Source organism: Aminobacter anthyllidis, assembly GCF_018555685.1.
In the GTDB taxonomy this organism is placed as follows: Bacteria; Pseudomonadota; Alphaproteobacteria; order Rhizobiales; family Rhizobiaceae; genus Aminobacter; species Aminobacter anthyllidis.
In genome coordinates, this window is the sequence record NZ_JAFLWW010000006.1 from 26,126 (window position 1) to 53,124 (window position 26,999).

The following is a 26,999-nucleotide window of genomic DNA, read 5'->3' on the forward strand; positions in this document are numbered from 1 at the left end:
GTGAGGTCCCTTATTCCTATGTCTGAAATCACTTCGGCGCTGGCGCGGTGGTGCCGCGTATTTTGAGCGTCGTCGGCAGCATCACCGGCTTGCGCGGCGTAAGTCCGCCCGACAGCAGGTCGAGCAACATGGTCATGGCGGCGCGACCGATCTCGGTGCGCGGCTGGCTGACGGTGGTCAGCGGCGGATAGAAGGCCTCACTGAGGAACAGGTCGTCGAAGCCGACGACCGAAACCTGGCCGGGCACGTCGAGGCCGAGCTTGCGCAGTTCGTGGATCACGCCGAATGCCATTTCGTCGTTGGCAACGAAGATCGCCGTTGGTGGCTCGGGCAGTTCGAAAAGCGCGCGGCACAGGCGTTGGCCGGTGTGCAGCAGATAATCGCCGACCGGCTCGTAGCCCTCGGGGACGAGCAGCCCGGCCGCAGCCATCGCGTTGCGATAGCCCTCGCGGCGGTCGACGCTCATGATCTCGGGCACCGGGCCGGAAATGTGGGCGATCCTGACATGGCCGAGGCCGATCAGGTGCTCGACGGCGTTGCGGGCCGCCGCCTCGTTGTCGACCATCACATGCGGGAAGCCGGCATTCTGGATCTCTTCCAGCGCCACCACGATCGGCGCGCCGCCCACGACCGAGGCGAGGAAGCCTTCGCGCTCGGGCAGCTTGCCGGTCATCAGGATCATACCGTCGGCATGGCCGTCGCGCAGCATGTCGAAATATTCGATCTCGCGGTCGGAATCGTTTTCGGTGTTGCCCATCAGCACCGAATAGCCGGCGGCGCGGGCGGTGGCTTCGACGCCCTTGAGGATCTCCAGATAGAACGGGTTGCCGACGTCGCGCACGACCATCAGCACGGCCATGGCGCGCTGCGTACGCAGGTTGCGGGCGCTGACATTTGGCCGGTAGTTCATCTCGCGCGCCAACTCGCGGATGCGGCTCAGCGTCGGCTCGGCGACGAGGCCGCTGTCGGAAAGCGCGCGCGACACGGTGGCGGCGGAAACGCCCAGCCGCTCGGCGATGTCCTTGATCTTGGGTCGCTCGTTCATGCGCGCATCGCCCTGCCACGGCCGTAGAACAGCATCAGGATCAGCAATGTCGCGCCAAACACCATCTGCCGTCCGGATTCGTCGATATGCACCGTCGTCAGGATGCTCTGCAGCACGACTAGCAGCACCGCACCCGCCATGGTTCCGGTGTAGCCGCCCTTGCCGCCGGACAAGGGCGTTCCGCCGAACACCACGGCGATGATCGAGGGCAGCATGTATTGCTCGCCGACATTGGCGAAGGATGAGCCGGAATAGCCGATCAGGCACATGCCGGCGACTGCCGCGAAGGCGCCCGACAGCATGAACAGGGCGATGCGTGTGCGCTTGACCGGCACGCCCGCCATGAACGCCGCCTGCTCGTTCGAGCCGATGGCATAGATGCGGTGGCCGAACACGGTGCGGCCGAGCATGAAGGCCAGGAGAAGGCCGATGGCCACCCACAGCCAGATGATGCCGGGCAGGCCGAGCAGGAAGGGCTGGGTGACGAACTGCGACAGGCCGGGTGCGGCGCGCCCCGAGGGGATGCCGTTGCGGATCACCACCAACAGGCCCTGCAGCACGCCGAGCATGCCGAGCGTCATGACCAGTGGCGGGATGCGCAGCAGCGTCACGCCGAGGCCGTTGAACAGGCCGATCACGGCACCTGCGGCGATGCAGCCGAGGATCGCCGGCAGGATGCCGGCATCGGTGCCGTTCATCAGGTTGCCGCCGATGATGGCGCTGAGCGACACGACACCACCGACAGACAGGTCGATGCCCTCGCGGCCGCCCAATATGACCAGGTTCTGGCCCGCGGCGACAATGCCGAGCAGGGCGGCGACGATGAGCAGGCGCAAGATCTGCTGGCCCGAGGCGAAACCCGGCGACAGCGCTTCGCCGAGCAGCAGCAGGGCTGCGATCAGGATCAGCGCCACGACCAGCGGCTGCTTGAGGAAGGTCAGCACCGGCGAGGGGGTTGCGGCTTGCGTTTGCGTGGTGGCGCTCATGCGCGTGCCCTCCGGCCGACGAGGATGCCGGCCATCAGCGCCACCAGGATGGCGAGGCCCTGGACCAGGTTCTGCCATTCTGACGGCGTGCCGACGAAGAACACCAGCGAGTTGATCAGGCCGATGATCAGCGCGCCGACGATCGAGCCGACGACGGTACCGAAGCCGCCCGACAGCGCGCTGCCGCCGAGCACCACGGCTGCCACCGAAAACAGCGTCATCTTGCCGCCGACGAGCGGGTCGCCGCTGGCGGTGTCGCCGGTGATGCAGAAGGCGGCGAGAGCGGCGAACAGGCCGCACAGCGCGTAGCCCTGGATGCGGATCTTGGTCACCGGCAGGCCGCTCTGGAACGCCGCTTGCGCGTCGTCGCCGACGGCGAGCAGCTGCGTTGCGAGACGGGTGCGGGCGAGCACGTAGATCACGATGGCCAGCACCACAGCGGCGTAGAAGACGAAGGGGATTTCGAAGAAGCGGCCACCATAGGTGCGCCAGAACGTGGCCGGCGCCGGCGTTCCGGCGACCGGCATGACGTAGAGTGCCAGGCCGGTGAAGAAGATGCTGGTGGCGAAGGTCGCAACGATCGCCTGCAGCCGGAGTGCTGCCACGACAATGCCGTTAACGATGCCGCAGGCGAGGCCGACGAGCAGGCCCATGCCAAGTGCTGCCACCACCGAAAAACCGCTGCCGCCCATCTTCTCCATCATCACGACGATGACGACGTTGACCAGCGACACGATGGCGCCGACCGAAAGATCGATGTCGCCGGCGTAGACGACGTAGGTCTGGGCGATGGCGAGCATGATCAGCGCCAGGTAGGTCTTCACCAGCCCGGTGATGCCGATGAAGCTGACACTGCGCGGCTGGTAGAGGCCGTTGAGGCCGAGCAGCACGAGCGCGATCAGCAGGGCCGGCAGGAATGGATAGCGCTCGATGAGGCGCTTCAGGCCGCCGGGCTTTGGGGTGGGTAGGGTCGCGGTCGTCATCACGCGGCCTCGTAAGCTGCCTGGTAGAGATTGTAGCGCGTACGGTCCGCGCCGGTGAGTTCGCGCCGCACCTTGCCGCCGTTGAAGACGAGGATGCGGTCGGCATTGTTGAGCAGTTCCGCGTCCTCGGAGGAATAGAGCACGATGCCCATGCCCTCGGCGGCGAGCTTTCGGATCAGCGAGAACAGATCGGCCTTGGCCGACAGGTCGATGCCCTTGGTCGGGTCGTCGAGCAACAGCACGTCGGGCCGGTCGATCAGCCAGCGCGCGATGACGATCTTCTGCTGGTTGCCGCCCGACAGCGAATTGATCGGGTGGCTGAGCCCGGCGAATTTGGTGTGCAGCGCCTCGAGCGCCGGCTTGACCCGTTCGGCCAGTGCCGACGGCCGGGCGAGGAACAGCTTCTGCCTGAGATAATGGATCGGCGTCACGTTCTCGAGGATCGGCCGGCCCGAGATGACGCCGTCGCGGCTGCGGTCGCCGGAGACATAGGCAAGGCCGCGCCGGATCGCCGCGCGCGGGTCGGATGGCGCGAAGGCCGAGCCGGACAATGCAAGCGTACCGCCGCTGGAGGGGTTGGCGCCGAAGATGGCGCGCAGCACCGCCGACTGGCCCTGGCCATGCAGGCCGCCGAAGCCGAGAATCTCGCCCTTGGCCACCTCGAAGCCGACATTGGCAAAACCCTTGCCGGAAAAATTGGCGATCGTCAGCACCGCGCCATTGCGCGCCGCGGCAGTGGCAGGCGGCGCGCTGGCGCCCGGGGCAAGCTCGTCCTGCCCGCCGACCATCAGCCGGATCACCGCGCCAGGGTTGGTGTCGGCAATCTTCTCGGTACCGACAGTCTCGCCGTCGCGGATGACGGTGACGCGGTCGCCGATGGCGAAGATCTCGTCCATGCGGTGCGAGATGAAGATGATGCTGCGGCCCTCGACCTTCAGGTCGCGCAGGATTTCGAAGAAGCGGTCGACCTGGGCCCGGTCGAGCGCCGAGGTCGGTTCGTCGAAGATGGTGATCGGAGCTTCGGTCGCCAGCGCCTTCATGATCTCGACCAGCTGGCGCTGGTCGGCGCGCAGGTTCTCGACCACCGCCTCGGCCGAAAAGCCCTCGCCGGAAACGGTATCGAACAAAGCGATGTAGCGCTGAGCCCGGCTTTCCAGCGCCGCGCGGTCGACGAAGATGCCGCCCGGCATGTCGGGCAGGCAGATGTTTTCGGCCACCGTGCGATGTCCGGCGAGGCTGAGCTCCTGGTAGAAGATGCCGATGCCGGACGTGCGCGCCGCATGCGGGCCGGTGATGGTGACGGCCTTGCCGTCGATGAGGATTTCGCCGCTGTCGGGGCGCACGCTGCCGGCCAGCACCTTGCACAGGGTGCTCTTGCCCGAACCGTTCGAGCCGATCAGCACATGCACTTCGCCGCCTTCGACGGTGAGGTCGCCGCGGCGCAAGGCAAGGGTGGCGCCGTAAGCCTTGCTTACGCCGCGCATGATGAGTTTCGACATGGTGGTGGCTTTCCCGGAGCTTCGTCGGTCGCGGGGACGCGGGCCTGCAAGCAGGTGCCGCGTCCCCCGTCTGGGAGGAAGCTTACTTGAACAGCGCTTCGGCGTCTGCGATCGAAAGCTGGCTGGTGTAGGAGTAGTAGCCCGGCTTGCCGTCGACCGCCTTCGCTGCGTCAGCGAGGTTCTTGCTGTCGATGAAGGGGATCGGCAGGTACATGGCGTTCTTGTACTGGCCAGCCGTTGCCGGCTCCTTCAGTTCCTTGCCCTGCAGCATCAGCACGGCGACGTTGAGCGCCGAAGCCATGACGCCGGGCGGGTTCACCGAAGCACCCGAGTTGAGCTTGTCCTTGGTCCAGATGTCGATGAAGTCCTTGCGGATCTCGCCGGTGGCGGCGATCGACGATTCCTTCTTGGCGTCGATGATCGACTTCCACGCGCCCGCCGCCATGCCGTCCTGCACCCACACGCCATTGATGTCGGGGTAGGTGGCGAGCAGGTTCTGCATCGCCTGCTGGCCCTGGGCCTGATCCCAGTTGGCATTCACCTCGTTGACGATCTTGATGTCGGGATACTGGCCGAACACTTCCTTGTAGCCGGCGACGCGCATTTCGTTGGCCGGATGGCCGGCGACGCCGTTGATGGCAACGACATTGCCCTTGCCGCCGAGCGTTTCGGCGAGCCACTTGGCGCCTGCGGCACCCCATGCCTTCTGGTCGATGCCGACATAGGTGGCGTCAGGCGACGACACTTCGGCGTCGGTCGAGATCACTAGGATGCCGGCTTCCTTGGCCTGGGCGAAGACCGGGTCGAACGCCGTCGGGCTGTTCGGGTTGATGATGATGGCGTTGACGCCTTCGCTGATGAAGTTGCGGACATGCGCGATCTGGCCGGGCACGTCGACATTGGCGCTCTGCACCACGACCTCGACATTGACGCCCTTGTCCTTCCAGGCCGCTGCTGCTGCCTGGGCCTCTTCGATCATCTGCGTGCGCCACTCCGAGCCGACCCAGCCATTGGACAGGCCGATCTTGTAGTCGGCTGCCTGGGTCGAGAACGCCGACACGGCCAGCGCCGCGACGGTGGTGAGCGCCAGTACTGAAAATTTCCTCATGAACTCCTCCCGATGCAAAAAACTGCTGCAAGGGATCATAAGCTGAAAATGTAATCGATTTCAATCGTCATTTTCATAGGGTTTTCCATGCTGCGGCGCGTTCCGGCGCGCGGCAGCCGACATGCCCGCCGCGGTGAACCTTTCCCCGTGCCGAAGCGACCAACGTCCAGGCGCCGCGTGGTGCGGTGTCATGAAAGGAAAACCCAATGACCACAGACACCAGGTGTTGCGGGTCACCGCGAGCACCCGGAGCACGGCGCGACCACCGCCTCAGGGAGAGGGTGGACGCGTTGGGCTTCGGGCTTGTTCCATTGACCCTAGGTAAGCCCCGGCGTATCGTCGTGCCGAGGGACAATAGCAGGAATGCAAGGGAGGAAAGTGCCGGGTATCAGCGCTTTGCTCTTGCTTGCGCTCCAGCACCTTCTTCCACACAACTCGGGAGAGGTGTCATGCCGTGCTTTCGTGGTGGTTCCGGTGCGCTCGCGCAACCAGCCGAACCGTCAGGCGCCCGCCTGAGAGCACTTGCGCTCAACGCCGGCATGATGGCCCTGGCGCTTGCCGCAAGTCTGTGGCTCGCGCCGCCGGCGCATGCCCAGGAAACCCAGATCATCAATCCCGGATCCATGGCGGTCACCGGCTTTTCCGGCACCGTGATCCCCGGCTTCGAGGAAGGGCTGCCGCCCGGCGTCGATCCGGTGGACGAGACCTTCATCGATACCGAGCGCGCAACCTTGCGCGTTTTTGAGGTTTCGGCCCTCGGCGGACCACCGGCCGGCCAACTCGTCAACACACCGTTGCCCTTCGAGGTCCTGGCCAGCCAGATCGGCCAGGTCTTCGCGCTGGCCTATGACGACGGCGTCCGCGATGGTACGCCTTCGGGCGTGCCCGATCTCTACGCGGGCGCGACCTCGCTGCATGGCATCCGCATCGTCACCCCTGACGCCGATGCCGACGGACGCCCCGAACGCGAGCGTCGCGGCAAGGCCGGCGCCACCTTCATGGCCGGCCAGTTCGGCGAGGAAAATGGCGGCGGTCCCGGCACGATCTGGCGGATCGACGGCATCTCCGGTGCCGTCACCAAGTTCGCCGACATCGACACCAACAGCGGTCCCGGCATCGGCGACGTCGCCTTCGACAAGGCGCATCGCCAGTTCTTCGCCTCCGATCTCGACACCGGCCTGATCCATCGCATCGACGCAACAGGCGCTCTGGTCGACACCTTCGATCACGGCGTCACAGGACGCCCGGTGCGCGGGCTGGCACCAACGGCCGACGACGGCGCGGTGATGGACATCCAAGGTGCCGCCTTCGACAGCGAGGATCCCGGCACCTGGGGCTACACCCAGGACGAACGCCGCGTCTGGGGCACAGCCGTCCATGGCGGCCGCGTCTACTACGCGGTCGGCGACGGGGCTGAGATCTGGTCGGTCGGCATCGCCCGCGACGGCAAGTTTTCAGGCGACCCGCGCTGGGAGCTGACGGTTGCGGCCGACAAGGACCTGCCGGTTACCGATATCGCTTTCGACAACAAGGGCTTCATGTATCTGGCCCAGCGCGGCGAGATCGAGAACCGCTTCGACTACAGCCAGTTCGCGGATTCAGGCGATGGCGAGGTCATCCGCTACTGGCGCGAAAGCCCCGACGATCCGGCGACGGAAAGCATCTGGGTGCCGGTACCACAGGAATATGCCGTCGGCTTCCCCGAAGGCAATCGCCAGTCGGCCGGCGGCATCGACCTGCAATATGGCTACGACGCGCAGGGCTTCATCAACCCCAACGCCTGCACCGACACCATCGTCAAGACAGGTGACAAGCTGCGGGACAATCCGGCGCTGGCCGAGCAGCTTGCAGCAGGCGGCCCGCTCGCCGTCCATGGCGTGCAGATCACCTCGACCTCGCTGGTCAAGCCGGCGAACGTTCCGCCCTTCGGCTCGTGGTTCGTCGACTTCGACGGCTTCTATGAAGACCCCGAGGTCGAGGGCCATGTCGGCGACGTCGAGATCTGGCGGCCATGCGAAGGCCGCGCCGGCTATTACGAGCAAATCCCTTATCCGGGCGACTATCCGACGCCGCTGTGGCCGCCGGATTTCCCTCCGCCCGGCAACATCCCGCCCTGCCTCGACGTCGAGGCGGTCGAGTATTTCTGCACCCCGGCCGGGCTCGAGGCCGATCTCTATGTCCGTGACGTTGCAGGCATTGGCGGCGATTCCGTCAAGGCCGATTCCAGGACGCCGGGCGTTGGCATTTCACCGCTTCAGCAGAGCAAGCCGGCGGGCGCGCCGTTCACCATCGGGGTGACCGGCCACTTCCCCGGCGACACCGTCAATGTCGGCCTGTGCTTCTACAAGCAGTCCGACGCCGACAAGGGCGGTTACTACCCTTGCTGCAAAGTAGTGGTGCCGCTTGCCACGCCCCAAGTCAGCTGCGAACCGTGAGGGAGGGAGAGATGAACATCCACGCTCCCGCCCCGCTCGCCCCGCAGAGCAACCCAACCGTCATGGAGACGATCATGAAACCCCTGTCATTCGCCAGGCGCGGCGCGCGCTGGCTGATGGCGGCAGGGATCGCGCTCGCCGCCATGCCCTTGTCGCCAGCAGCGGCCCAGCCACTGCCCGATATTGTTCCCGAACTGAGGCTCGACCGCGTCATACCGCATCCCGGCCATGACGACGTCGTGCCGTTCTTCACCAAGAAGGGTGCCCAGCGCAATTGCGACTATGTCGTCTACAATTTGCGCTTCGGTGCCCGTGGCAACCCGGAGAAGTTCTTCGATCCGGCCTTCGCCAACGGCCTCAAGACGTTGCGGATGGATTTCCGCGACCAGGTCGCCGCTGGCCTGACCATCGTCAACGTCCAGGCATCGGGCGATGGCACCGACGCCGTCGGCGGACCGTTGCCGGCAGCCGCGATCGGCACCACCGCTAATCCGAACGACACGGCGACGATAGCCGACTTCCGGCTGTCGGCGACCGACCTCGACGGTGTCGGCGCGCCCAACGAGCGCTACATCGACATTCGCATAACAGCCCTCATCGACCATGCTGCCTTCCCGGCACCCGCGGTCGTCGACAACCAGGGCTTCGTGAAGCTGTCGGCAGGTCCCGGCTCGATCGAGATCCCCTCGCACGATCCGTCCAAGCCTGACGACGGCGATTTCCGCACCGGCGAGAAGACCCAGATCCGCATCGACGTCACCGATTGCGAGCCGCCTCCGCCCCCGCCTCCGGGTGGTGACGGACCGTGCTTCAAGGTCGAACGTGGCGATGTCGACTGCGTGCCCGGCGGCGGCGCCTACATCTACAACATGCCCGTCGGGCCCGAGATGGCCGGCCGGTGGGTGCAGTTGCGCACCACCTCGCCCGGCATCACCATCGATCCGCCGCTGCAGCTCGTTCCGCCTGGCGGCGGCGTGCTGCACTGGGAGATCGAGGGCGCTGGCCCCGGCGACGTCGTCCATCTGATCGTCACCGGCATCGAAACCTATGCCGGACCGGAAGAGGGCGTCGGCCTGTGCTGCACCCAGACCGTCGACATCGTCATTCCGCCGGACCTCAGGTGCCCGCCCGAAAAGCAGCCCGACATCAAGGTCGAAAAGCGTGCCGACGTCGCCCGCTGCACGGTGCTTGGTGGCTGCAACTTCACCATCCGCGTCACCAATGTCGGCGACGGCCCCTACAACGGCAAGATCGTGCTCGACGAGGTGACCTTGCCCGGCAACGCCACGATAGATTCCGGGCCCAATCCGCCCTGGACCTGTCTGCCGGCAACCAGCCCGATGAGCTGCGAGCATCCCGCAACGACGCTCGACCCCGGCGAATTTGTCGATCTCAAGATAGGCTTCAAGCCCGGACCCGGCTGGGAGGCCCGCTTCATCCGCAACTGCGCCGAGTACGACTACACCGCGAGCGGCAAGCCCGAGGTGTTTGGCCGTACCGACAACGACAAGGCGTGCGCCACAATTCCGATCTGCAAGCGCGGCGATCCCGATTGCCGTCCGCCGGTGGAGAAGAAGGTCGACCTGCGCATCACCAAGGACCCGCGTTCTCTCGCCTGCAGTGCCGATGGCGTCTGCAGCTTCCTGATCCGCGTCTACAACAACGGCACCCAAAACTATGTCGGCCCGCTGACCGTGATCGACGACTATCCCACGGGAGCGCCGTCGTCCTCGACCTTCGGTCCGACCCCGCCCTGGGCCTGTGGCCCGGCCGGTCCCGGCCAGTTCCGCTGCGACCATCCCGGCGTGGCACTGGTGCCGGGTGCGTCGGTACCGCTTTCCGTGGTGGCGATCGTGCCGGCGGACTACCAGTCCGACATGATCCGCAACTGCGGCGAGGTCCGCGCCATCCCGGGTGAAACGGTGCTGGCCAACAACAAGGCCTGCGCCACCATGCGCATCCCGCATCCGGGGCGGCCGCGCCTGACGGTTGCCAAGACCGGCGACCGCCAGTGCGAGACAGGCCAGCCCTGCACGTTCGAGATCACCATCACCAACAGCGGCACCGGCCCCTTCAATGGCTCTGTCCGCATCGGCGATGCGATCGGCGTGGACGGGCTCGGGCGGCTGGACGGCGTTCCGATCAGCTCGATCGAACCGCCCTTCGGCTGCACACCCGAGCCCGCGACGCTGCCCTTGTCTTGTGTCACCAACATCAGCCTTGGCGCCGGTGAAAGCCGCGTCCACAGGGTGACGGTGGTGATCCCCGACGACGGCCGCCTCGCCAACTTCCCACGGCCGGTGCCGGCCCAGAACTGCGTTGCCGTGCTTCCGCCCGACACGCCGGTTCGCGGGCTCGACCTGGCTGGCGGTACTGCTGTTCCGGGCGGTCTTGGCGGTAGTCCTTATGCGTGCCACCGCTTCATGATCGACCATGAGGAAAAGCAGCAGTGCTCGGAAGGCTTCGTGCTCAACCAGGCAGGCCGCTGCGTCTGCCCCGAGGGCACGACGTTCCGCAACGGCCAGTGCGTCCAGGATGGCGGCACGGTGACGCCGGTTCCGCCGGTGCGCCAGTGCGTGCTGTTGCCCGGTCAGATCAGGACCAATGACGGGCGCTGCATCTGCCCGCGTGGCACGGAACTTTCCAACGGCAAGTGCGTGCGGCCGGAGCAGCCGCCGGAACGGCAGTGCAAACTGCTACCCGGTCAGATCCGGACGCAGGACGGAAGCTGCATCTGCCCGCGCGGCACCGAGCTGAGAAACGGCCGCTGCGTCAAGGATGTGCCTCCGGTGCGTCAGTGCACGCTGCTGCCCGGTCAGATCCGGACCCAGGACGGACGTTGCATCTGCCCGCGCGGCACCGAGTTGAGGAACGGCCGCTGCGTCAAGGATGTACCGCCGGTGCGCCAGTGCACGTTGCTGCCGGGCCAGATCCGGACCAAGGACGGGCGCTGCATCTGCCCGCGTGGCACGGAGCTGATCAGGGGCGCATGCCGCAAGGCACCGACGACGCAGTGCCCCGAAGGGACGTCGCTGGTGCGTGGCCGCTGCGTGCCTGACCGTCAGGACACCGTCTGCCGCCGTGGCGAGGTGCTGATCAACGGCCAGTGCATGACTATCCAGCGTGAGTGCCCGCGCGGCACGGTCGGCCAGTATCCGAACTGCCGCCCGCGCCAGCGTCCGACACTCGAGATCATGCCGATCAACCCGGATGTGTTCCGCGGCCTGATCCCGCAGAGAAGGGATCAGCAACAGCCAAAGACCAACAACATCATTCCGCAGTGATCGGCCCGCAGTGATCGGAACCAACGAAATGGAACCCCGCCGGCCTGGCCGGCGGGGTTCTGCCTTTTCAGGATTTAGCTGCGATGAGGCTGAATTGCCGTCTCGACAAGCCGTGCGCCGGAGATTAGGCAGTCCGGAAACCGGCTCTGCCCCTTTCGAAAGGCCTGAACGTGAGCAACAAGACCCTTATCGCGCCCTCGGTGCTGTCGTCGGACTTCTCGAAACTCGGCGACGAGGTCGAGGCCATCGTCGCCGCTGGCGCCGACTGGATCCATCTCGACGTCATGGATGGCCATTTCGTCCCCAACATCACCTTCGGCCCGCCCGTCATCAAGGCGATCCGCGGCCGCACCGACAAGGTGTTCGACTGCCACCTGATGATCGCGCCCGCCGATCCATACCTTGCGGCCTTCGCCGATGCCGGCTGCGACATCATCACCGTGCATGCCGAGGCCGGTCCGCATCTCGACCGCTCGCTGCAGACGATCCGCAATCTTGGCAAGAAGGCGGGCGTGTCGCTCAATCCCTCGACGCCTGAATCGGTGATCGAATATGTGCTCGACCGCCTCGACCTGGTGCTGCTGATGACGGTCAACCCGGGCTTCGGCGGCCAGGCCTTCATCCCGGCTGTCATCGACAAGGTCAAGCGCGTCAAGGCGATGATCGGCAACCGCCCGATCGACATCGAGATCGACGGCGGCGTCACGCCCGAAACCGCGCCGCTGGTCACTGCGGCAGGCGCCAATGTGCTGGTCGCCGGCAACGCGGTGTTCAAGGGCGGCCCTGCGGCTTATGCCGCAAACATCGAGGCGATCCGGGCTGCGGCCGACAGGGCTGCGATCTGAGCTAGAGAATTTGCCCCTCACCCTTACCCTCTCCCCGTCCTTCACGGTGAAAAGGTCCGGCAGGCGATGAGGGCCGGCTCGGCGTTGGAGCAAGGGCGGGTTCCTCGCCCCCAAACGCAGTGGGCGTGAGGTGGCACGGCGAAGCCGTGCGGGGAGGAGGGCACTTGCTGCCCGCGCCTGCTGACTAAGCGGAAAACACCTTTTTGCCGTCGATCCAGGTCCCCGACACGTCGAGCGCGTCGGTCAGCTGCACTGCGTTTGCCGCATAACCTGTGGCCAGCCGTCCGAGACGGTGCTCCTGCTTCACCGATTCCGCCGGATAGAGCGACGCCATGCGGATCGCCTCGCCAAGCTCGTAGCCGATTGCCACGTGCATGAAGCGCACCGCCGAGATCATGTCGAGGTCGGCGCCGGCGAGCGTGCCGTCTTCCAGCGTCAGACGTCCGTTCTCGCGCTTGATGGTGCGGCCGTTGAGCTGGAACGATGTGAGGTCGGTGCCGATGGTCGCCATGGCGTCGGTGACCAGGAAGATGCGCGCCGGGCCGTTCTTGGCTTTGAGCGCAATCTTCATCGTCGCCGGGTCGACATGGATGCCGTCGGCGATGAGACCGGCGGAGAAGGTCGAAATCTCGACGGCGGCACCGGCAAGGCCGGGCTCGCGGTTGCCGATCTGGCTCATCGCGTTGAACAGATGCGTCGCCATCGAGGCGCCCGCCTCGCCATAGGCCCGCGCCGTGCGATAGCTCGTGTCGGTGTGGCCGAGACTGACGACGATGCCGGCGTCGGCCAGCGCCTTGACCTGTCCGGCCTTGACCGACTCCGGCGCGATAGTGGTGAGCAGCACCGGCATCGACGGACGCGCGGCGATGAGGGCTGCCTCGTCGTCGGCGTCCATCGGGCGGATCAGCTGGGGATCGTGCGCGCCCTTGCGGGCGAGCGACAGGTGCGGCCCTTCGAGATGCAGGCCGAGAAAGCCTGGCATCTTGCGCCTGGCGGCCTCGACGCCCGCCGCGATGGTCGAGCGCGTGATCTCGGGCGTGTCGGTGATCAGCGTCGGCAGCACTGCGGTGGTGCCAAACGGCATCTGCGCCTTGCAGATGATATCAAGCGTGTCGACGTCCGGCTTGTCGTTGAGCATCAGCCCGCCGCCGCCATTGACCTGCAGGTCGATGAAGCCCGGGACGAGCATGGCGCCCGCCTCCGTCACCTTCAAGCCAGCAGGAATGTCACGGCGCGCGACGATGCCCTCGACCAGGCCGTCGGCGATAAGCAGCGCCGCGTCCTCGTGCCAGGCGTCACCGTCGAAGATGCGCCCGGCAGCAATGGCAAGACGTTCGCTCATATCGTTTCGGTCACTTTCCGCAGGTTGGGCGGGGCGTCGGGGTTGAGGCCGCGATGGCGGGCAAAGGCCTCGACGAAGCCGTAGAATGAGGCGATCAGCATCAGCGGATCGGTCAGCGGGTGGCCGGTGGCGACGTGCGGCAGGACCTTCGCCTTCCTGGCCAGCGACGAGGTGATGTGGATCGCGGCGCCGCGATCGGCAAGGCTGTCGGCGGCCTCCGCAATCGATGGCTCCGAGGCGTCGCGGGCGGCCAGCGCCAGCACCGGGAAGCCGGGGCGCACCAGCGCCAGCGGGCCGTGCATCACTTCAGCCGCGCTGTAGGACTCGGCGTGCATGGCGCAGGTTTCCTTGAACTTCAGCGCCGCCTCGTTGGCGATGGCAAAGGACGGGCCGCGGCCGAGGATGAACAGCGAGTTGCCTTCGGTCAGTTCGCCGGCAATGCCCATCCAGTCGCAGTCGACAGCCTTGGCGAAATGCTCGGGCAGGGCGTCGAGAGCTGCGAGCAGCTTGTCGTCGCCGGTCCAGTGGGCGAGCACGGCAAGGCCTGCGACCGCCGAGTTGACGAAGGTCTTGGTCGCGGCGACGCTCTTCTCGACGCCGGCGCGGATGTCTATGGCGTGGTCGGAAGCTTCGGCCAGCGGCGAGCCGGCGGTGTTGGTCAGCGCGATCGTCAGCGCGCCGCCGGCGCGGGCGCCCTCGGCCATGGCGACGATGTCGGGGCTCTTGCCCGACTGCGAGATGGCGAGGCAGGCGGAATCGGCGAGCTTGAGCTTGGCACCGTAGATCGACGAGATCGACGGGCCGATCGAAGCCACCGGAAGTCCGGCGGTCAGCTCGATGGCATATTTGAGGAAGGACGCCGCATGGTCGGACGAGCCGCGTGCCACCGTGGTGACGAAGCGCGGCGCGGCGCGCTTCAGGTGTAGGCCGGTTTCGGCGAGTTCCTTCGCGGAACCTTCGAGCAGGCGCGTTGTGGCCTCGGGGATTTCGGCGATTTCGCGCCGCATATGCGTAGTCGCGTTCAAGCGATGTCTCCTTCTTGCCCATCCGGGCCGGGTAGCCTTAGTTCGGCGACGAAATCATAGGCGTCGCCACGATAGATCGACTTTGTGAACTCGATCACCTTGCCGCTGGCAAGGTATGAAATGCGCTCGATCTGCAGGCAGGCCGAGCCGATGGGTACCACCAGGAGCTGCGCCTCGGCTTCGCCGAGATTGACGGCGGAGATGCGCTGCACGGCCCGGACCGGGCGATGTCCGGTCTTGCCAAGTGCCATATAGAGCGAAGATGTGACTTCGTGAGGGTCTGGCAGCACGGAAGCCGAAATTGCCGCGCGTTCGATGGCCAGCGGCGTGTCGTCGGCAATGCGCAGGCGGCTCAACCGCGACACGAGCTCGCTGGCCGACAGGCCGAGCACCATCATCTCGTCTGGCGAGGGCGGATAGACGCCGCGCTCCAGCCACTGCGAGCGTGCCGCCATGCCGCGTCGCGCCATGTCTTCGGTGAACGAGGTCAGCCGCGACAGCGATTGCTCGACGCGCTCCATGCGTGGCGCCACGAAGGTGCCGGAGCCGTGGCGCTGCACCAGCACGCCAGACTTGACCAGGTCCTGCACCGCCTTGCGCACGGTGACGCGCGAAATGTCGGCCTGGGCCGCGATGTCGCGCTCCGAGGGCAGGGCGTCGCCGGGGCCGATCAGCCCGCGCTTGACCGCTTCCTCGATGTTTTTCTTGAGCTGGAGATAAAGTGGCGCGCCACTTTGGCTGACGTCGCGCAGGGCGGCGAAGATGCGTTCGGCGGCATCATCCATGGCCGCCTCCTGCTTTGCCGAATCTTTTGGCGGCCATCTGCACCGCACCGCCGAGCGCATCCTGTAGCGGCGGATGCATGATGGCGCGGTAGCGCTTGGAAAGCAGCGGCGCATAGAGGCCGGCGAGGCCGCCCAGCAGGCACAGCCGCTCGGTTGGCGCGAGGTCGAAGACGGCAAGCGTTTCCTCGACGTCAGCAACGGCGCGCTCGACGAGCTTCTGGCCGACGACGTCGCCCTTCGCGGCGTGCTCGAACACCATCGGCGCGAACTGGCCGTAGTCGCCGGGCTTGGCGTTGGTGGTGAACTCGACGATGTCGCTGGGATCGTGGTTGAAACGCTCGAGCATGATGTCGCTGAGCGTCGAGCCGGCGCGGACCTTGTCGTAGACCAGCAGGGTCTCCTGCAGTAGGTCGCGGCCCATGCGCGCGCCGCTGCCGAGGTCGCCGACCTGAAACCCCCAGCCGCCGACGGGCCGCAACTGGCCATGCCGTCGTGCCAGGTAGACGGTGCCGGTGCCGAGCGCGGCGATGGCGCCGTCATGCTCGCCCAGCGCGCCCTCGAGTGAAATCAGCGAGTCGTTTTCGACGTCGCTCTGGCTGAACGGCAATATGGCGATCAGCCGTTGCTTGTAGTCGCCGACATTCGCGCCCGCGAGCCCCAGCACCGCCGGCGTCGAGGCGATCAGCGCCGGATCGCGTCCGGCATCCTCAAATGCCTGGCGGGCGGCGTCGACGATGTTGTTGCAGGCACCGGCAAGGTCGGTGCGGATATTGGCCGGTCCGCCGCGCCCGCGACCCAATATGTCGCCAGTCGTGGTCGCCAGAGCGGCCCGGCAGCCAGTACCGCCACCATCTATCCCGAGCACAAGATCCACGGCGTTTTCTCCTCGCGATGGATAATACCAATAAAATACCAATAGCCAAGCGTTAAATTCCAGGCGGCGGGGAGCAATCCTCATTTGGTTGAATTTTATGGATTTTTCGACTTGCCTTGCGCTGCAGCAAAGGAATTTGTTAACGGCGCTGGACAAGTGGTATTTTTTTGGTATTGTCGGCGTAAGGGAGAGATGGAATGGCGCCAAGGCGTACAGAAGCGGTGCACAAGGATGCCGGGGGCATTGATGCCCAGGCACCCGATTCCGTTCTTCGCCTGCTTGCCGACGCTCAGATCGAAGCAGCCCGCACCGTTCACTCCGCCATCCCCGCAATCGCCCAAGCCGCCGCAAAGGTCGCCGCCAGCCTCGCTGCCGGCGGACGTCTCGTCTACGCCGCAGCCGGCAGTTCCGGCCTGATGGCGCTGGCTGACGCGCTCGAACTTCCAGGCACCTTCGGCATCCCGCGCGAGCGTGTGTTCATTCTGTTGGCCGGCGGCACCGAGGCCCTGGTCAATCTGGCCGGGGCGCCGGAAGACGATGCCGGCCAGGCCGCCCGCGACGTCGCCGCGACCGGGTTCGAGGCAGGCGATTGCCTGATCGCCATTTCGGCCAGCGGCTCGACGCCCTATGCGATGGGCGCGCTGCAAGAGGCAACGCGCCGCGGCGCTGCCACCATCGCCTTCGCCAACAATGCAGGCGCGCCGATGTTCGATATTGCCGAGATTTCGGTGCTGCTGGCGACGCCGCCGGAAGTCGTTGCCGGCTCGACCCGCATGGGCGCCGGCACGGCGCAGAAGATCGCGCTCAACATGATGTCGACGCTGGCCGCCATTCATCTCGGCCATGTCCATGACGGCTACATGGTCAATCTGCATGCCGACAACATCAAGCTGCACGAGCGCGCAGCGCGGATCGTTTCGGCGATTTCAGGCTGCGACACTGCGACTGCCCAAGCCCTGCTCGAAAAGAGCGGCGGTTCGGTCAAGCTCGCCATCCTTTTGGCTTCCGGCGCATCGAGCCCGGAAGCGGCAAACCAACTTCTTGAAGGTGCGGACCAACGGCTCAGGCACGCACTTTCGAAGCTCGAGGGGAGCAGAGGCTCTCATCAGTAGAGGCCCGAGAGAAAGTACAAACAGGGAGAATGGAAATGACGAACAGGTTGCTTACTGGACTTCTGATGGCGTCCAGCATTCTCGGCTCCGCCGGGATCGCGCTCGCCCAGGACAAGACGCTGACCATCGAAAGCTGGCGTAACGACGACCTTGCCATCTGGCAGGAAAAGCTGATCCCGGCCTTCGAGAAAGCCAATCCGGGCATCAAGGTCACCTTCTCGCCGTCGGCTCCAACCGAATACAACGCCGCCCTCAACGCCAAGCTCGACGCGGGCTCGGCCGGTGACCTGATCACCTGCCGTCCGTTCGACGCCTCGCTCGAGCTGTTCAAGAAGGGCCAGCTCGCCGATCTGACCAGCCTTGCCGGCATGGAGAATTTCTCCGACGTCGCCAAGTCCGCCTGGCAGACCGACGACGGCAAGGCCACCTTCTGCGTGCCGATGGCCTCCGTCATCCACGGCTTCATCTACAACAAGGACGCCTTCGACAAGCTCGGCATCGCCGTGCCGGCGACCGAAGCCGACTTCTTCGCCGCCCTCGACAAGATCAAGGCCGATGGCACCTACATCCCGATGGCGATGGGCACCAAGGATCTCTGGGAAGCCGCGACCATGGGCTACCAGAACATCGGCCCGAACTACTGGAAGGGCGAAGAAGGCCGCCTGGCGCTGATCAAGGGCGACCAGAAGCTGACCGATGCCGACTGGGTCGCGCCTTATGCGACGCTGGCCAAGTGGAAGCCTTATCTCGGCGACGGCTTCGAAGCCCAGACCTATCCTGACAGCCAGAACCTCTTCACGCTCGGCCGCGCCGCCATCTATCCGGCCGGCTCGTGGGAGATCTCGACCTTCAACACCCAGGCTCAGTTCAAGATGGGTGCCTTCCCGCCGCCGGTCCAGAAGGCTGGCGACACCTGCTACATCTCCGACCACAACGACATCGGCATTGGCCTCAACGCCAAGAGCGCGAACGCCGATGCCGCCAAGACCTTCCTGAGCTGGGTGGCTTCGCCGGAATTCGCGACCATCTATGCCAACGCGCTGCCGGGCTTCTTCAGCCTGAACTCGGCTGCCGTGAAGATGGAAGATCCGCTGGCCCAGGAATTCGTGTCCTGGCGCGAGAAGTGCAAGCCGACGATCCGCTCGACCTATCAGGTTCTGTCGCGCGGCACGCCGAACCTCGAAAACGAGACCTGGGTCAAGTCTGCCAACGTCATCAACGGCACCGAGACCCCGGAAGCCGCTTCTGCCGAGCTGCAGAAGGGCCTCGACAGCTGGTTCAAGCCGGCTAAGTAAGTTGCGGCGGGCTTGATGCTCGCTCAGGAGGGCGGCGCTTCGGCGGCGCTCTCCGTCCCCTCGGCGAATTCTAACCTCGCGGATTCGAAATGAGGGGTTGAACGCTGGCGCTCAAAGATGCGCTACTGCTTCCGACGGCCATTGGCGGGAAGCCCGCAGAGGTCCATCCTCGCTGTTATGATCAACGGCCCCACGCGGCCGGACCAAGGACTTTTGAGATGTCGCAGCAAAGCCTAGAGCATAGCCAAGACAGACGACCGACGCGCTGGCACATCGCCGTTTTCCTGGCGCCCGCGCTGCTGGTCTACACTGCTGTGATGATCCTGCCGCTGTTCGGCACCTTGCAGCTGTCGTTGTTCCGCAGCATCGACAATTCGCAGGTCTTCACCGGCTTCGACAATTTCCGCACCCTGTTTGGCGATCCGCGCTGGTCGGCGTCGTTCTGGAACGCGCTCGGCAACAACACCTGGTTCTTCATCATCCATATGCTGGTGCAGAACCCGATCGGTGTCATGCTCGCGGCACTTCTGTCGAGCCCCCAGCTGCGCTTCTCCGCCTTCTACCGCACGGCGATCTTCATCCCGACGATCCTGTCCTTCGTCATCGTCGGTTTCGCCTGGAAGCTGATCCTGAGCCCGCTCTGGGGCGTGGCGCCCAACCTGCTCGATCTTGTCGGTCTCAAGAGCCTGTTCGTGCCGTGGCTCGGCAAGGAAGAATACGCGCTGACCACGCTGAGCCTGATTTCGGTGTGGCAGTTCGTCGGCATCCCGATGATGCTGATCTATGCCGCCATGCTGTCGATCCCGGAAGAGGTCATCGAGGCTGCCGAATGCGACGGCGTGACCGGGTTTTCGCAGTTCTGGAAGATCAAGCTGCCGCTGATCCTGCCTTCGATCGGCATCATCTCGATCCTGACCTTCGTCGGCAACTTCAACGCCTTCGACCTGATCTATTCGGCGCAGGGCGCGCTAGCCGGCCCGAACTACAGCACCGACATCCTGGGCACGTTCCTCTACCGCACCTTCTTCGGCTTCCAGCTGCAGACAGGCGATCCGAACATGGGTGCCACCATCGCCTCGATGATGTTCTTCATCATCCTCGCCGGCGTGTGCCTGTACCTGTTCCTTATCCAGACGCGGCTGCGCCGCTACCAGTTCTGAGGGCGTCATGAGCAAGGCTGCCACATCCCTGCCACGCAGCATCGGCGCACATGCGGTGCTGCTGACCTACACGGTCATCGCGCTGTTCCCGGTGCTGGTCATCGTCGTCAACTCGTTCAAGTCGCGCAACGCCATCTTCCGTTCGCCCTTGTCGCTGCCGACATCGGAGACCTTCGACCTGATCGGCTACCAGACCGTGATGGCCCAGGGCGATTTCGTCCAGTATTTCCAGAACAGCCTCACCGTCACGGTGGCCTCGCTGTTCTTCGTGCTGCTGTTTGGCGCCATGGCGGCCTTCGCGCTGTCGGAATACCGCTTCAAGGGCAACACCATGATGGGGCTGTACCTGGCGCTTGGCATCATGATCCCGATCCGCCTCGGCACGGTCGCGATCCTGCAGCTGATGGTGGCGTCCGGCCTCGTCAACACGCTGACCGCGCTGATCCTGGTCTACACCGCCCAAGGCCTGCCGCTCGCCGTCTTCATCCTGTCCGAATTCATGAAGCAGGTTTCTGACGACCTCAAGAATGCCGGCCGCATCGACGGTCTCAGCGAATACCGCATCTTCTTCCGCCTCGTCCTGCCGCTGGTCCGCCCGGCCATGGCGACGGTCGCGGTCTTCACCATGATCCCGATCTGGAACGACCTGTGGTTCCCGCTGATCCTGGCGCCGTCGGAAGCGACAAAGACCGTCACGCTTGGCGCCCAGGTGTTCATCGGCCAGTTCGTCACCAACTGGAACGCCGTGCTGGCAGCGCTGTCGCTGGCCATCCTGCCGGTCCTCATCCTCTACTTCTTCTTCTCGCGGCAGCTCATCCGCGGCATCACTTCCGGAGCAGTCAAGTGACCACTGAAAAGCCCCTACGCGTCGTCGTCGCCGGCCTCGGCAACATGGGCCGCAGCCACGCGCTCGCCTACCACAACAACCCGGGCTTCGAAATCGCGGCCCTGGTCAACCGCTCCGACGTGGCGTTGCCCGAGGGCATGGAAGGCTACGGCATCCAGCGCTCCTTCGAGGGCGCGATCCGCGAGCTGAAGCCCGACGTCGCCTCGATCAACACCTATTCTGACAGCCATGCCGACTATGCGGTGATGGCGCTGGAGGCAGGCTGCCACGTCTTCCTGGAAAAGCCGCTGGCAACCACCGTCGCCGATGCCGAGCGTGTCGTCGCCGCCGCCAAGGCTAATGGCCGTAAGCTGGTGATCGGCTACATCCTGCGCCACCACCCCTCGTGGATGCGGCTGATCGGCGAGGCGCGCGCGCTGGGCGGCCCTTATGTGTTCCGTATGAACCTCAACCAGCAGTCATCCGCGCATAAGTGGGACACCCACAAGCAGCTGATGAAGACGACGTCGCCGATCGTCGACTGCGGCGTCCACTATCTCGACGTGATGTGCCAGATCACCGATGCCGACCCGGTCGAGGTGCGCGGCATGGGCCTGCGCATGACCGACGAGATCGATCCGGCGATGTACAATTACGGCCACCTGCAGGTGCTGTTCGCCGACGGTTCGGTCGGCTGGTACGAGGCCGGCTGGGGCCCGATGATGTCGGAGACGGCGTTCTTCGTGAAGGACGTGATCTCGCCCAAGGGCAGCGTCTCGATCGTCGTCAATGAAGCGACGACCAAGTCCGACGATGTCGATTCCCACACCAAGACCAGCATGATCCGCGTCCACCGCGCCGATCTCGGCGCCGACGGCAATTTCGTCCACGCCGACGAGGACCTGTCGATGAAGGACGAGCCTGGCCACCAGGGCCTTTGCGATCGCGAGCAGGCCTTCGTGCTGAAGGCCATCCGCGAGGACATCGACCTTACCCGCCACATGGCGGACGCCGTCAAATCACTGCGCGTGTGCCTTGCCGCGGACGAAAGCGTCCGCACCGGTCTCGCCGTCAAGCTTTAGAGCCATGGCCCCGAAAAGCTCAGCGCTTTTCGGCTGGCTCATGCGTCAGGAAAAACGAGAGGAATAGCCTGTGGGATCTCTCAAGATCGAAACCGTCAAGAAGTCCTTTGGTCCGGTCGAGGTGCTGAAAGGCATCGACCTCGAGGTCAATGACGGCGAGTTCGTCGTGTTCGTCGGCCCGTCGGGCTGCGGAAAGTCGACGTTGCTGCGCATCATCGCCGGCCTCGAGGATGCGACCTCGGGCGACGTGCTGATCGACGGCCAAAGGGTCACCAACGCGCCGCCGTCCAAGCGCGGCATCGCCATGGTGTTCCAGACCTACGCGCTTTATCCCCACCTCACCGTGCGCGACAATATGAGCCTCGGCCTGAAGCAGGCGGGAACGCCGACGGCCGAGATCGACCAGCGCATCGCCGCGTCCTCGGCCATGCTGTCGCTCGAACCCTACCTCAAGCGCCGCCCGGCCGAATTGTCCGGCGGCCAGCGCCAGCGCGTCGCCATCGGCCGCGCTCTGGTGCGCGAGCCAAAGCTGTTCCTGTTCGACGAGCCGCTGTCGAACCTCGATGCCGCACTGCGCGTCAACACCCGCCTCGAGATCGCCCAGTTGCACAACAGGCTCAAGGCGACGATGGTCTACGTCACCCATGATCAGGTCGAGGCCATGACTTTGGCCGATCGCATCGTCGTGCTCAACGCCGGCCGCATCGAGCAGGTCGGCGCGCCGATGGAACTCTACAACAAGCCGGCAAACCTGTTCGTCGCCGGCTTCATCGGCTCGCCCAAGATGAACTTCATCGACGGCGCCCGCCTCGGCGAGACGGCCAAGACCGTCGGCGTCCGTCCCGAGCACATCGCTGTCAGCCAGACCGAGGGCACCTGGAAGGGCACTGTCATCCATGCCGAGCATCTTGGCGCCGACACCAACGTCTTCCTCGAGACGGAAAAGGCCGGACTCATCACGATCCGGCTGTTCGGCGAGTACCAGACTGGTCCTGGCGCGACGCTCTACGCAACGCCCGACGCGGCGCGCACCTATCGCTTCGGCGAGGATGGCAAGGCGATGGGCTGAAATCGGTCGGATCAGGCATCCAGCCCCTCAACCAATCTGCATGATCGCCGCCTTCGCGGTTGGCTGTTCTTCTCCCCGTTCTTCACGGGGAGAAGATGCCGGCAGGCAGATGAGGGGCAGTGCAAACGCTGCAAGATTGCCCCTCACCCTTACCCTCTCCCCGTGAAGAACGGGGAGAGGGGCGTCCACGTCGCGCCTCGTCCCTGGAGGAATTGGGGACTTCAGCCTCGCCTCAACCGCTCTGTCTTCGCGGCATCAATTCCGCCGTCCCCAATGACCACCCCAAACATCTCTGCCGCCTGCTCGCGCGTATAGTAACCAAGCCCGACATCGCGCAGCACCAGCTCCGGATCCCGCTCCAGCGGGTCGCCATAACCGCCGCCACCGGGCGTTCCGACTGATACACGGTCGCCGGCTTTGAGCGGGATGTCCTGCTCCTTCGACAAATGCGGCGGCACGTGCGGCTGACCGTTACGAAATACGGTGACCGTGTTCACCGCGCCATCCTTGCCACCCAATGCGCCCTGCGGCCCGAAGCGGCCATGGTCCATCACGAAGGAGGCCCGCGCCTCGCCGCGCAACAGCTCGATCTCGTAAGCAAGGCCAAAGCCGCCGCGCTGCTTGCCCGCACCGCCAGAACCCTCGCGCAGCGCATATTGCCGGTAGAGCACCGGGTAGGCCTGCTCCATGATCTCGACCGGCGGCGACTTCGAAATGCCGATGGTCGAGCAGCCGTTCGACAGCCCGTCATGGCTGGAATTGCCGCCATAACCGCCACCTGAGATCTGGTACATGACATAGTCGCGGCCGCGGGCCGGATCGTTGCCGCCAAGCGCGAAATTGCCGCTCGAACCGGCCGGTGCGGCCGTCACCTTGTCGGGTGCGGCCTGCACCAGTGCCGCGAACACAGCCTCGGCGATACGCTGCGACACCTCGGCCGCGCAGCCCGAGACGGGGCGCGGGTAGTGCGCGTCGAGGAACGTGCCCTCCAGCCGCTTGATGTCAAGCGGCTCGAAGGCGCCGGCGCTGATCGGCACGTCGGGGAAGATGTGGCGCATCGCGAGATAGACCGACGACAGCGTTGTCGCCAGCACGCTGTTCATCGGTCCGGCACAAGGCGCCGACGAGCCGGAAAAATCGAAGGTCAGCGTGCTGCCCGCTTTCTCGACCGACAGCGCAATCGTCAGTGGCGCGTCGACAACGCCGTCGGAATCGACGAACGCCTTCGACGAATAGGTGCCGTCGGGCAGGGCTGATATATGCGCCCGCATCTGCTCGGCCGCGCGCCTGCGGAGCTCGGCGATCGCCTCGACAACGGTTTCGTCGCCGTAACGGTCGAGGATCGCAAACAGCCTGTCCTGTCCGACATGGAGCGCTGCCGCCTGGGCGCGGATGTCGCCGATGCGCTGGTCGGCGACCCGGATGTTCGAGCAGATGATGGCGTAGATCTCGGGGTCCATCATCCCCTTCTTGAAGAGTTTGACCGGCGGCAGCCGCAGGCCCTCCTGTTCGACCGCGGTGGCCGAGGCGGAAAAGCCGCCAGGCACCGCGCCGCCGATGTCGGGCCAATGGCCTGTGTTCGACAGCCAGCAGAAGATTTTTCCCGCGCGCCACACCGGCATGGCGAAGCGCACGTCCATCAGGTGCGTGCCGCCGAGATAGGGGTCATTGACGATATAGATGTCGCCTTGTTCGGGTGGCAGCACGCGCCCGTCCGAGATCATCTCGATGATGGTTCTGGTCGAGTGCTGCATGACGCCGACGAACACCGGCAGCCCTTGCGACCCTTGCGCGATCAGCGCGCCGTCAACCGCCGAATAGATGCCGTCGGAGCGGTCGTTGGCCTCGGCGATGACAGGCGAAAACGCCGCGCGCGAAAACGTCAGGTCCATCTCGTCGCAGGTCTGCTGCAGCGCCGCCTGGATGACCGAAAGCGTGATGGCGTCGAGGGTCATGGCGTGAGCTCTCGGCAAATCGCTCGGCGAAATTCCCCCTCACCCGGCCTCCGCTTCGCTCGGCCACCCTCTCCCCGCTGGGGAGAGGAGATTTGCAACGCCTGCGCCCATCTCTCAGACGTGGAAAAGATAGGTGAAAACGGCTGAATGCCTCCTCTCCCCATCGGGGAGAGGGTGGCCGAGCGAAGCCGAGGCCGGGTGAGGGGGCGCTTGGTCATGACGTACCGACCTCGACGATAATGTTGCCATCCCTATCCGACAGCGCCCGATCGCCCGGCTCCAGCACCGTCGTCGCGTCCATCTGCTCGAGTATCGCCGGTCCCAGGATCGTGGCATCGAGCGGCAGCTTTTCGCGCTCATAAACCGGCGTGTCGCGCCAGCCGCCCTCGAACCACACCGGCCTGACCTCCCGCAGCGCGCCTTCCAGCGTCGCCACCCGCCCGGCCGGATCGATCAGGCTGCCGAGGTCGATGTCGGGGCGCACGCCCGTCACCGAGGTGTTGAGGTTGACGAGGTTGGCGCGAATCTCCGGCAGCTCGACCTTGAAGCGGGCGAAATAGGCCTTTTCGAACAGCGCCTGCAGCGTGGCGCGGTCGATTTCGGGCGAGGGCAGCGGCACGTTGACGAGATGTGTCTGCCCGACAAACTGCATGTCGGCCGAATGGCTGACGCGGATGCTCCGGGGCCGGATCGCTTCCTTGGCGATCAGCGCCTCGCCCTCGGCCCGATGGCGCACCAGCACCTCGCGGACGCGTTGCTCGTCGAGCATCGCCACCGGCTGGTTGAGCGTGTTGGCGAAGTCGTGGCGCAGATCGGCGACGACGCAGCCGAGCGCATTGGTGATGCCCGGCCTGGCCGGCACGAGCACGCGCGGCAAGCCGAGTTCGCGGGCCAGCGCCGAGGCATGCAGCGGCCCGGCACCGCCGAAAGCAAACAATGTGAGGTCGCGCGGGTCGTGGCCGCGCGACACCGACACCATGCGGATGGCGCCCGCCATCCTGATGTTGCCGAGCCTGAGCACAGCACCTGCCGCCGCCACACCGTCGAGCCCGGTCGCCTTGCCGATCCTGTCTTCGAAGATTTTCCGTACCGCCTCGACGGTCACCGGAGTGTCGACCGCCAGCAGCCTCTTCGGGTCGAGCCGCCCGAGCACCAGATTGGCGTCGGTGATCGTCGGTTCGGTGCCGCCGCGGCCGTAGCAGATCGGCCCGGGATTGGCCCCGGCACTCTCCGGCCCGACCTGGATCAGCCCGGAAGCATCGACGCGCGCGATCGAGCCGCCGCCGGCACCCACCGTATGCACCGCCACCATCGGCACATGGATCGGCATCGCATATTCGATCTCGATCTCGTTCGACACCGCAGGTTCGGCATTGAGGATCAGCGCCACGTCCGTCGAGGTGCCGCCCATGTCGTAGGTGACGAGGTTCTCGAAGCCGGCGCGCCGGCCGGTATAGGCGGCGGCGATGACGCCCGAGGCCGGACCGGACATCACGGTCTTGGCCGCCTCGCGGGTGACGAAGCGGGCCGAAATCATGCCGCCATTGCCGTTCATGATCAGGAAGTCGCTGCCGTAGCCGCGCGTGGCGAGTTCATCGCGCAGCCGTGCCACGTAGCGTTCGAGGATCGGCTGGACGGCGGCATTGACCGAGGCAGTCACCCCGCGCTCGAACTCGCGCGCTTCCGACAACAGAGAGTGTCCGGTCGTGATGTGCCCATTCGGCCAGAGTTCTGCGGCAATTTCCGCCGCCCGCCTTTCATGCGCCGGGTTGGCATAGGAATGCAGGAAATGGATCACCAGTGCCTCGCAGCCCGCCGCCACCAGCTCGGCAACGGCTGTCCGCACGCCGTCTTCGTCGAGCGGCTCGCGGACCCGGCCCGACGCCTCGATGCGCTCGGTGACTTCCAGCCTGAGATTGCGCGGAATGACCGGCACGAATACTCCGGTCATGCCATAGGGCTGCGGTCTTGTCCGCCGCCCCAGCTCGATCACGTCGCGGAAGCCGCGTGTCGTGATCATGCCGGTTCTGGCCAGCCGCCGCTCCAGCACGGCATTGGTGGTGGTGGTCGTGCCGTGGACGATGAGGTCGATGTCGGCAATCGGAAAACCTGTTGCAGCCAGCGCCGCGATGACGCCATGCGCCTGGTTTTCGATGGTTGTCGGCGTCTTGGCGATGCGGACGGCGCCGCCATTCGTACCGTCGATCAGCAGCAGGTCGGTGAAGGTCCCGCCTACGTCGATGCCTGCCACGACATTTCCCGCTTCTGCGGGAATATTCTCGTCCATGG

20 protein-coding genes are annotated in these 26,999 nt (G+C 65.5%); 9 read left to right on the top strand and 11 right to left on the bottom strand.

Annotation, left to right across the window (positions count from 1 at the left end; genetic code table 11):
• Positions 1 to 28: 28 nt before the first annotated feature.
• The 5 genes from J1C56_RS20305 to J1C56_RS20325 form a co-directional block, all read right to left on the bottom strand.
• A complete protein-coding gene (locus tag J1C56_RS20305; protein WP_214391888.1) occupies positions 29 to 1,045 on the bottom strand; it encodes a LacI family DNA-binding transcriptional regulator in 1,017 nt (338 codons plus the stop codon).
• Positions 1,042 to 2,031, bottom strand: coding sequence for an ABC transporter permease (locus J1C56_RS20310; RefSeq protein ID WP_214391889.1), 990 nt, complete (start codon positions 2,029 to 2,031; stop codon positions 1,042 to 1,044). The genes J1C56_RS20305 and J1C56_RS20310 overlap by 4 nt, the downstream gene beginning before the upstream one ends.
• Positions 2,028 to 3,017 carry an ABC transporter permease gene (locus J1C56_RS20315; protein ID WP_214391890.1) on the bottom strand — a complete coding sequence of 330 codons (990 nt, stop codon included), beginning with the start codon at positions 3,015 to 3,017 and terminating at the stop codon, positions 2,028 to 2,030. Before J1C56_RS20315 ends, J1C56_RS20310 begins: the two co-directional genes overlap by 4 nt.
• Positions 3,014 to 4,513: a sugar ABC transporter ATP-binding protein gene (locus J1C56_RS20320; protein ID WP_214391891.1), complete on the bottom strand. Its 1,500-nt coding sequence runs from the start codon at positions 4,511 to 4,513 to the stop codon at positions 3,014 to 3,016. Before J1C56_RS20320 ends, J1C56_RS20315 begins: the two co-directional genes overlap by 4 nt.
• Before the next feature lie 82 nt (positions 4,514 to 4,595).
• Entirely contained in the window at positions 4,596 to 5,621 is a 1,026-nt protein-coding gene (locus J1C56_RS20325) for an ABC transporter substrate-binding protein (RefSeq protein ID WP_214391892.1), read from the bottom strand.
• Between the two features lie 539 nt (positions 5,622 to 6,160).
• Between J1C56_RS20325 and J1C56_RS20330 the strand changes: the two genes are divergently transcribed.
• The 3 genes from J1C56_RS20330 to rpe all read left to right on the top strand — a co-directional run bounded on the left by J1C56_RS20330 (position 6,161) and on the right by rpe (position 12,185).
• The gene (locus J1C56_RS20330; protein WP_246591721.1) at positions 6,161 to 8,056 is read left to right on the top strand and encodes a YncE family protein; all 1,896 of its coding nucleotides are present in this window, start codon (positions 6,161 to 6,163) and stop codon (positions 8,054 to 8,056) included.
• A gap of 11 nt (positions 8,057 to 8,067) precedes the next feature.
• Positions 8,068 to 11,340, top strand: coding sequence for an EB domain-containing protein (locus J1C56_RS20335; protein ID WP_214391894.1), 3,273 nt, complete (start codon positions 8,068 to 8,070; stop codon positions 11,338 to 11,340).
• Positions 11,341 to 11,510: 170 nt separating this feature from the next.
• Positions 11,511 to 12,185: a ribulose-phosphate 3-epimerase gene (rpe, locus tag J1C56_RS20340; protein WP_214391895.1), complete on the top strand. Its 675-nt coding sequence runs from the start codon at positions 11,511 to 11,513 to the stop codon at positions 12,183 to 12,185.
• A 184-nt stretch (positions 12,186 to 12,369) separates the two neighbouring features.
• Here rpe and nagA read toward each other — a convergent pair whose 3' ends face one another.
• The 4 genes from nagA to J1C56_RS20360 are packed head-to-tail and all read right to left on the bottom strand — an operon-like array spanning position 12,370 to position 16,211.
• Positions 12,370 to 13,527, bottom strand: coding sequence for an N-acetylglucosamine-6-phosphate deacetylase (gene nagA, locus J1C56_RS20345; RefSeq protein ID WP_214391896.1), 1,158 nt, complete (start codon positions 13,525 to 13,527; stop codon positions 12,370 to 12,372).
• The gene (locus tag J1C56_RS20350; protein ID WP_214392353.1) at positions 13,524 to 14,534 is read right to left on the bottom strand and encodes an SIS domain-containing protein; all 1,011 of its coding nucleotides are present in this window, start codon (positions 14,532 to 14,534) and stop codon (positions 13,524 to 13,526) included. The genes nagA and J1C56_RS20350 overlap by 4 nt, the downstream gene beginning before the upstream one ends.
• A 14-nt stretch (positions 14,535 to 14,548) precedes the next feature.
• Positions 14,549 to 15,337: a GntR family transcriptional regulator gene (locus J1C56_RS20355; RefSeq protein WP_214391897.1), complete on the bottom strand. Its 789-nt coding sequence runs from the start codon at positions 15,335 to 15,337 to the stop codon at positions 14,549 to 14,551.
• A complete protein-coding gene (locus tag J1C56_RS20360; protein ID WP_214391898.1) occupies positions 15,330 to 16,211 on the bottom strand; it encodes a glucosamine kinase nucleotide-binding domain-containing protein in 882 nt (293 codons plus the stop codon). Before J1C56_RS20360 ends, J1C56_RS20355 begins: the two co-directional genes overlap by 8 nt.
• 197 nt (positions 16,212 to 16,408) lie before the next feature.
• Between J1C56_RS20360 and J1C56_RS20365 the strand changes: the two genes are divergently transcribed.
• The 6 genes from J1C56_RS20365 to J1C56_RS20390 all read left to right on the top strand — a co-directional run bounded on the left by J1C56_RS20365 (position 16,409) and on the right by J1C56_RS20390 (position 22,755).
• A complete protein-coding gene (locus J1C56_RS20365) occupies positions 16,409 to 17,323 on the top strand; it encodes an N-acetylmuramic acid 6-phosphate etherase (protein WP_214391899.1) in 915 nt (304 codons plus the stop codon).
• Positions 17,324 to 17,358: 35 nt separating this feature from the next.
• Complete coding sequence (locus J1C56_RS20370) at positions 17,359 to 18,618, top strand: ABC transporter substrate-binding protein (RefSeq protein ID WP_214391900.1); 1,260 nt, start codon at positions 17,359 to 17,361, stop codon at positions 18,616 to 18,618.
• A 218-nt stretch (positions 18,619 to 18,836) separates the two neighbouring features.
• The gene (locus J1C56_RS20375) at positions 18,837 to 19,778 is read left to right on the top strand and encodes a carbohydrate ABC transporter permease (RefSeq protein ID WP_214391901.1); all 942 of its coding nucleotides are present in this window, start codon (positions 18,837 to 18,839) and stop codon (positions 19,776 to 19,778) included.
• 7 nt (positions 19,779 to 19,785) lie between these two features.
• Positions 19,786 to 20,625 (top strand): carbohydrate ABC transporter permease, encoded by an 840-nt coding sequence (locus tag J1C56_RS20380; protein ID WP_214391902.1) that lies wholly within the window; start codon positions 19,786 to 19,788, stop codon positions 20,623 to 20,625.
• The gene (locus J1C56_RS20385) at positions 20,622 to 21,686 is read left to right on the top strand and encodes a Gfo/Idh/MocA family protein (protein WP_214391903.1); all 1,065 of its coding nucleotides are present in this window, start codon (positions 20,622 to 20,624) and stop codon (positions 21,684 to 21,686) included. Before J1C56_RS20380 ends, J1C56_RS20385 begins: the two co-directional genes overlap by 4 nt.
• 70 nt (positions 21,687 to 21,756) lie before the next feature.
• Complete coding sequence (locus J1C56_RS20390; protein ID WP_214391904.1) at positions 21,757 to 22,755, top strand: ABC transporter ATP-binding protein; 999 nt, start codon at positions 21,757 to 21,759, stop codon at positions 22,753 to 22,755.
• A gap of 221 nt (positions 22,756 to 22,976) precedes the next feature.
• On the opposite strand, the gene J1C56_RS20395 is transcribed toward J1C56_RS20390, so the two are convergent.
• Positions 22,977 to 24,710, bottom strand: coding sequence for a hydantoinase B/oxoprolinase family protein (locus J1C56_RS20395; RefSeq protein WP_214391905.1), 1,734 nt, complete (start codon positions 24,708 to 24,710; stop codon positions 22,977 to 22,979).
• Positions 24,711 to 24,924: 214 nt separating this feature from the next.
• The gene (locus tag J1C56_RS20400) at positions 24,925 to 26,997 is read right to left on the bottom strand and encodes a hydantoinase/oxoprolinase family protein (protein ID WP_214391906.1); all 2,073 of its coding nucleotides are present in this window, start codon (positions 26,995 to 26,997) and stop codon (positions 24,925 to 24,927) included.
• Between the last annotated feature and the right edge of the window lie 2 nt (positions 26,998 to 26,999).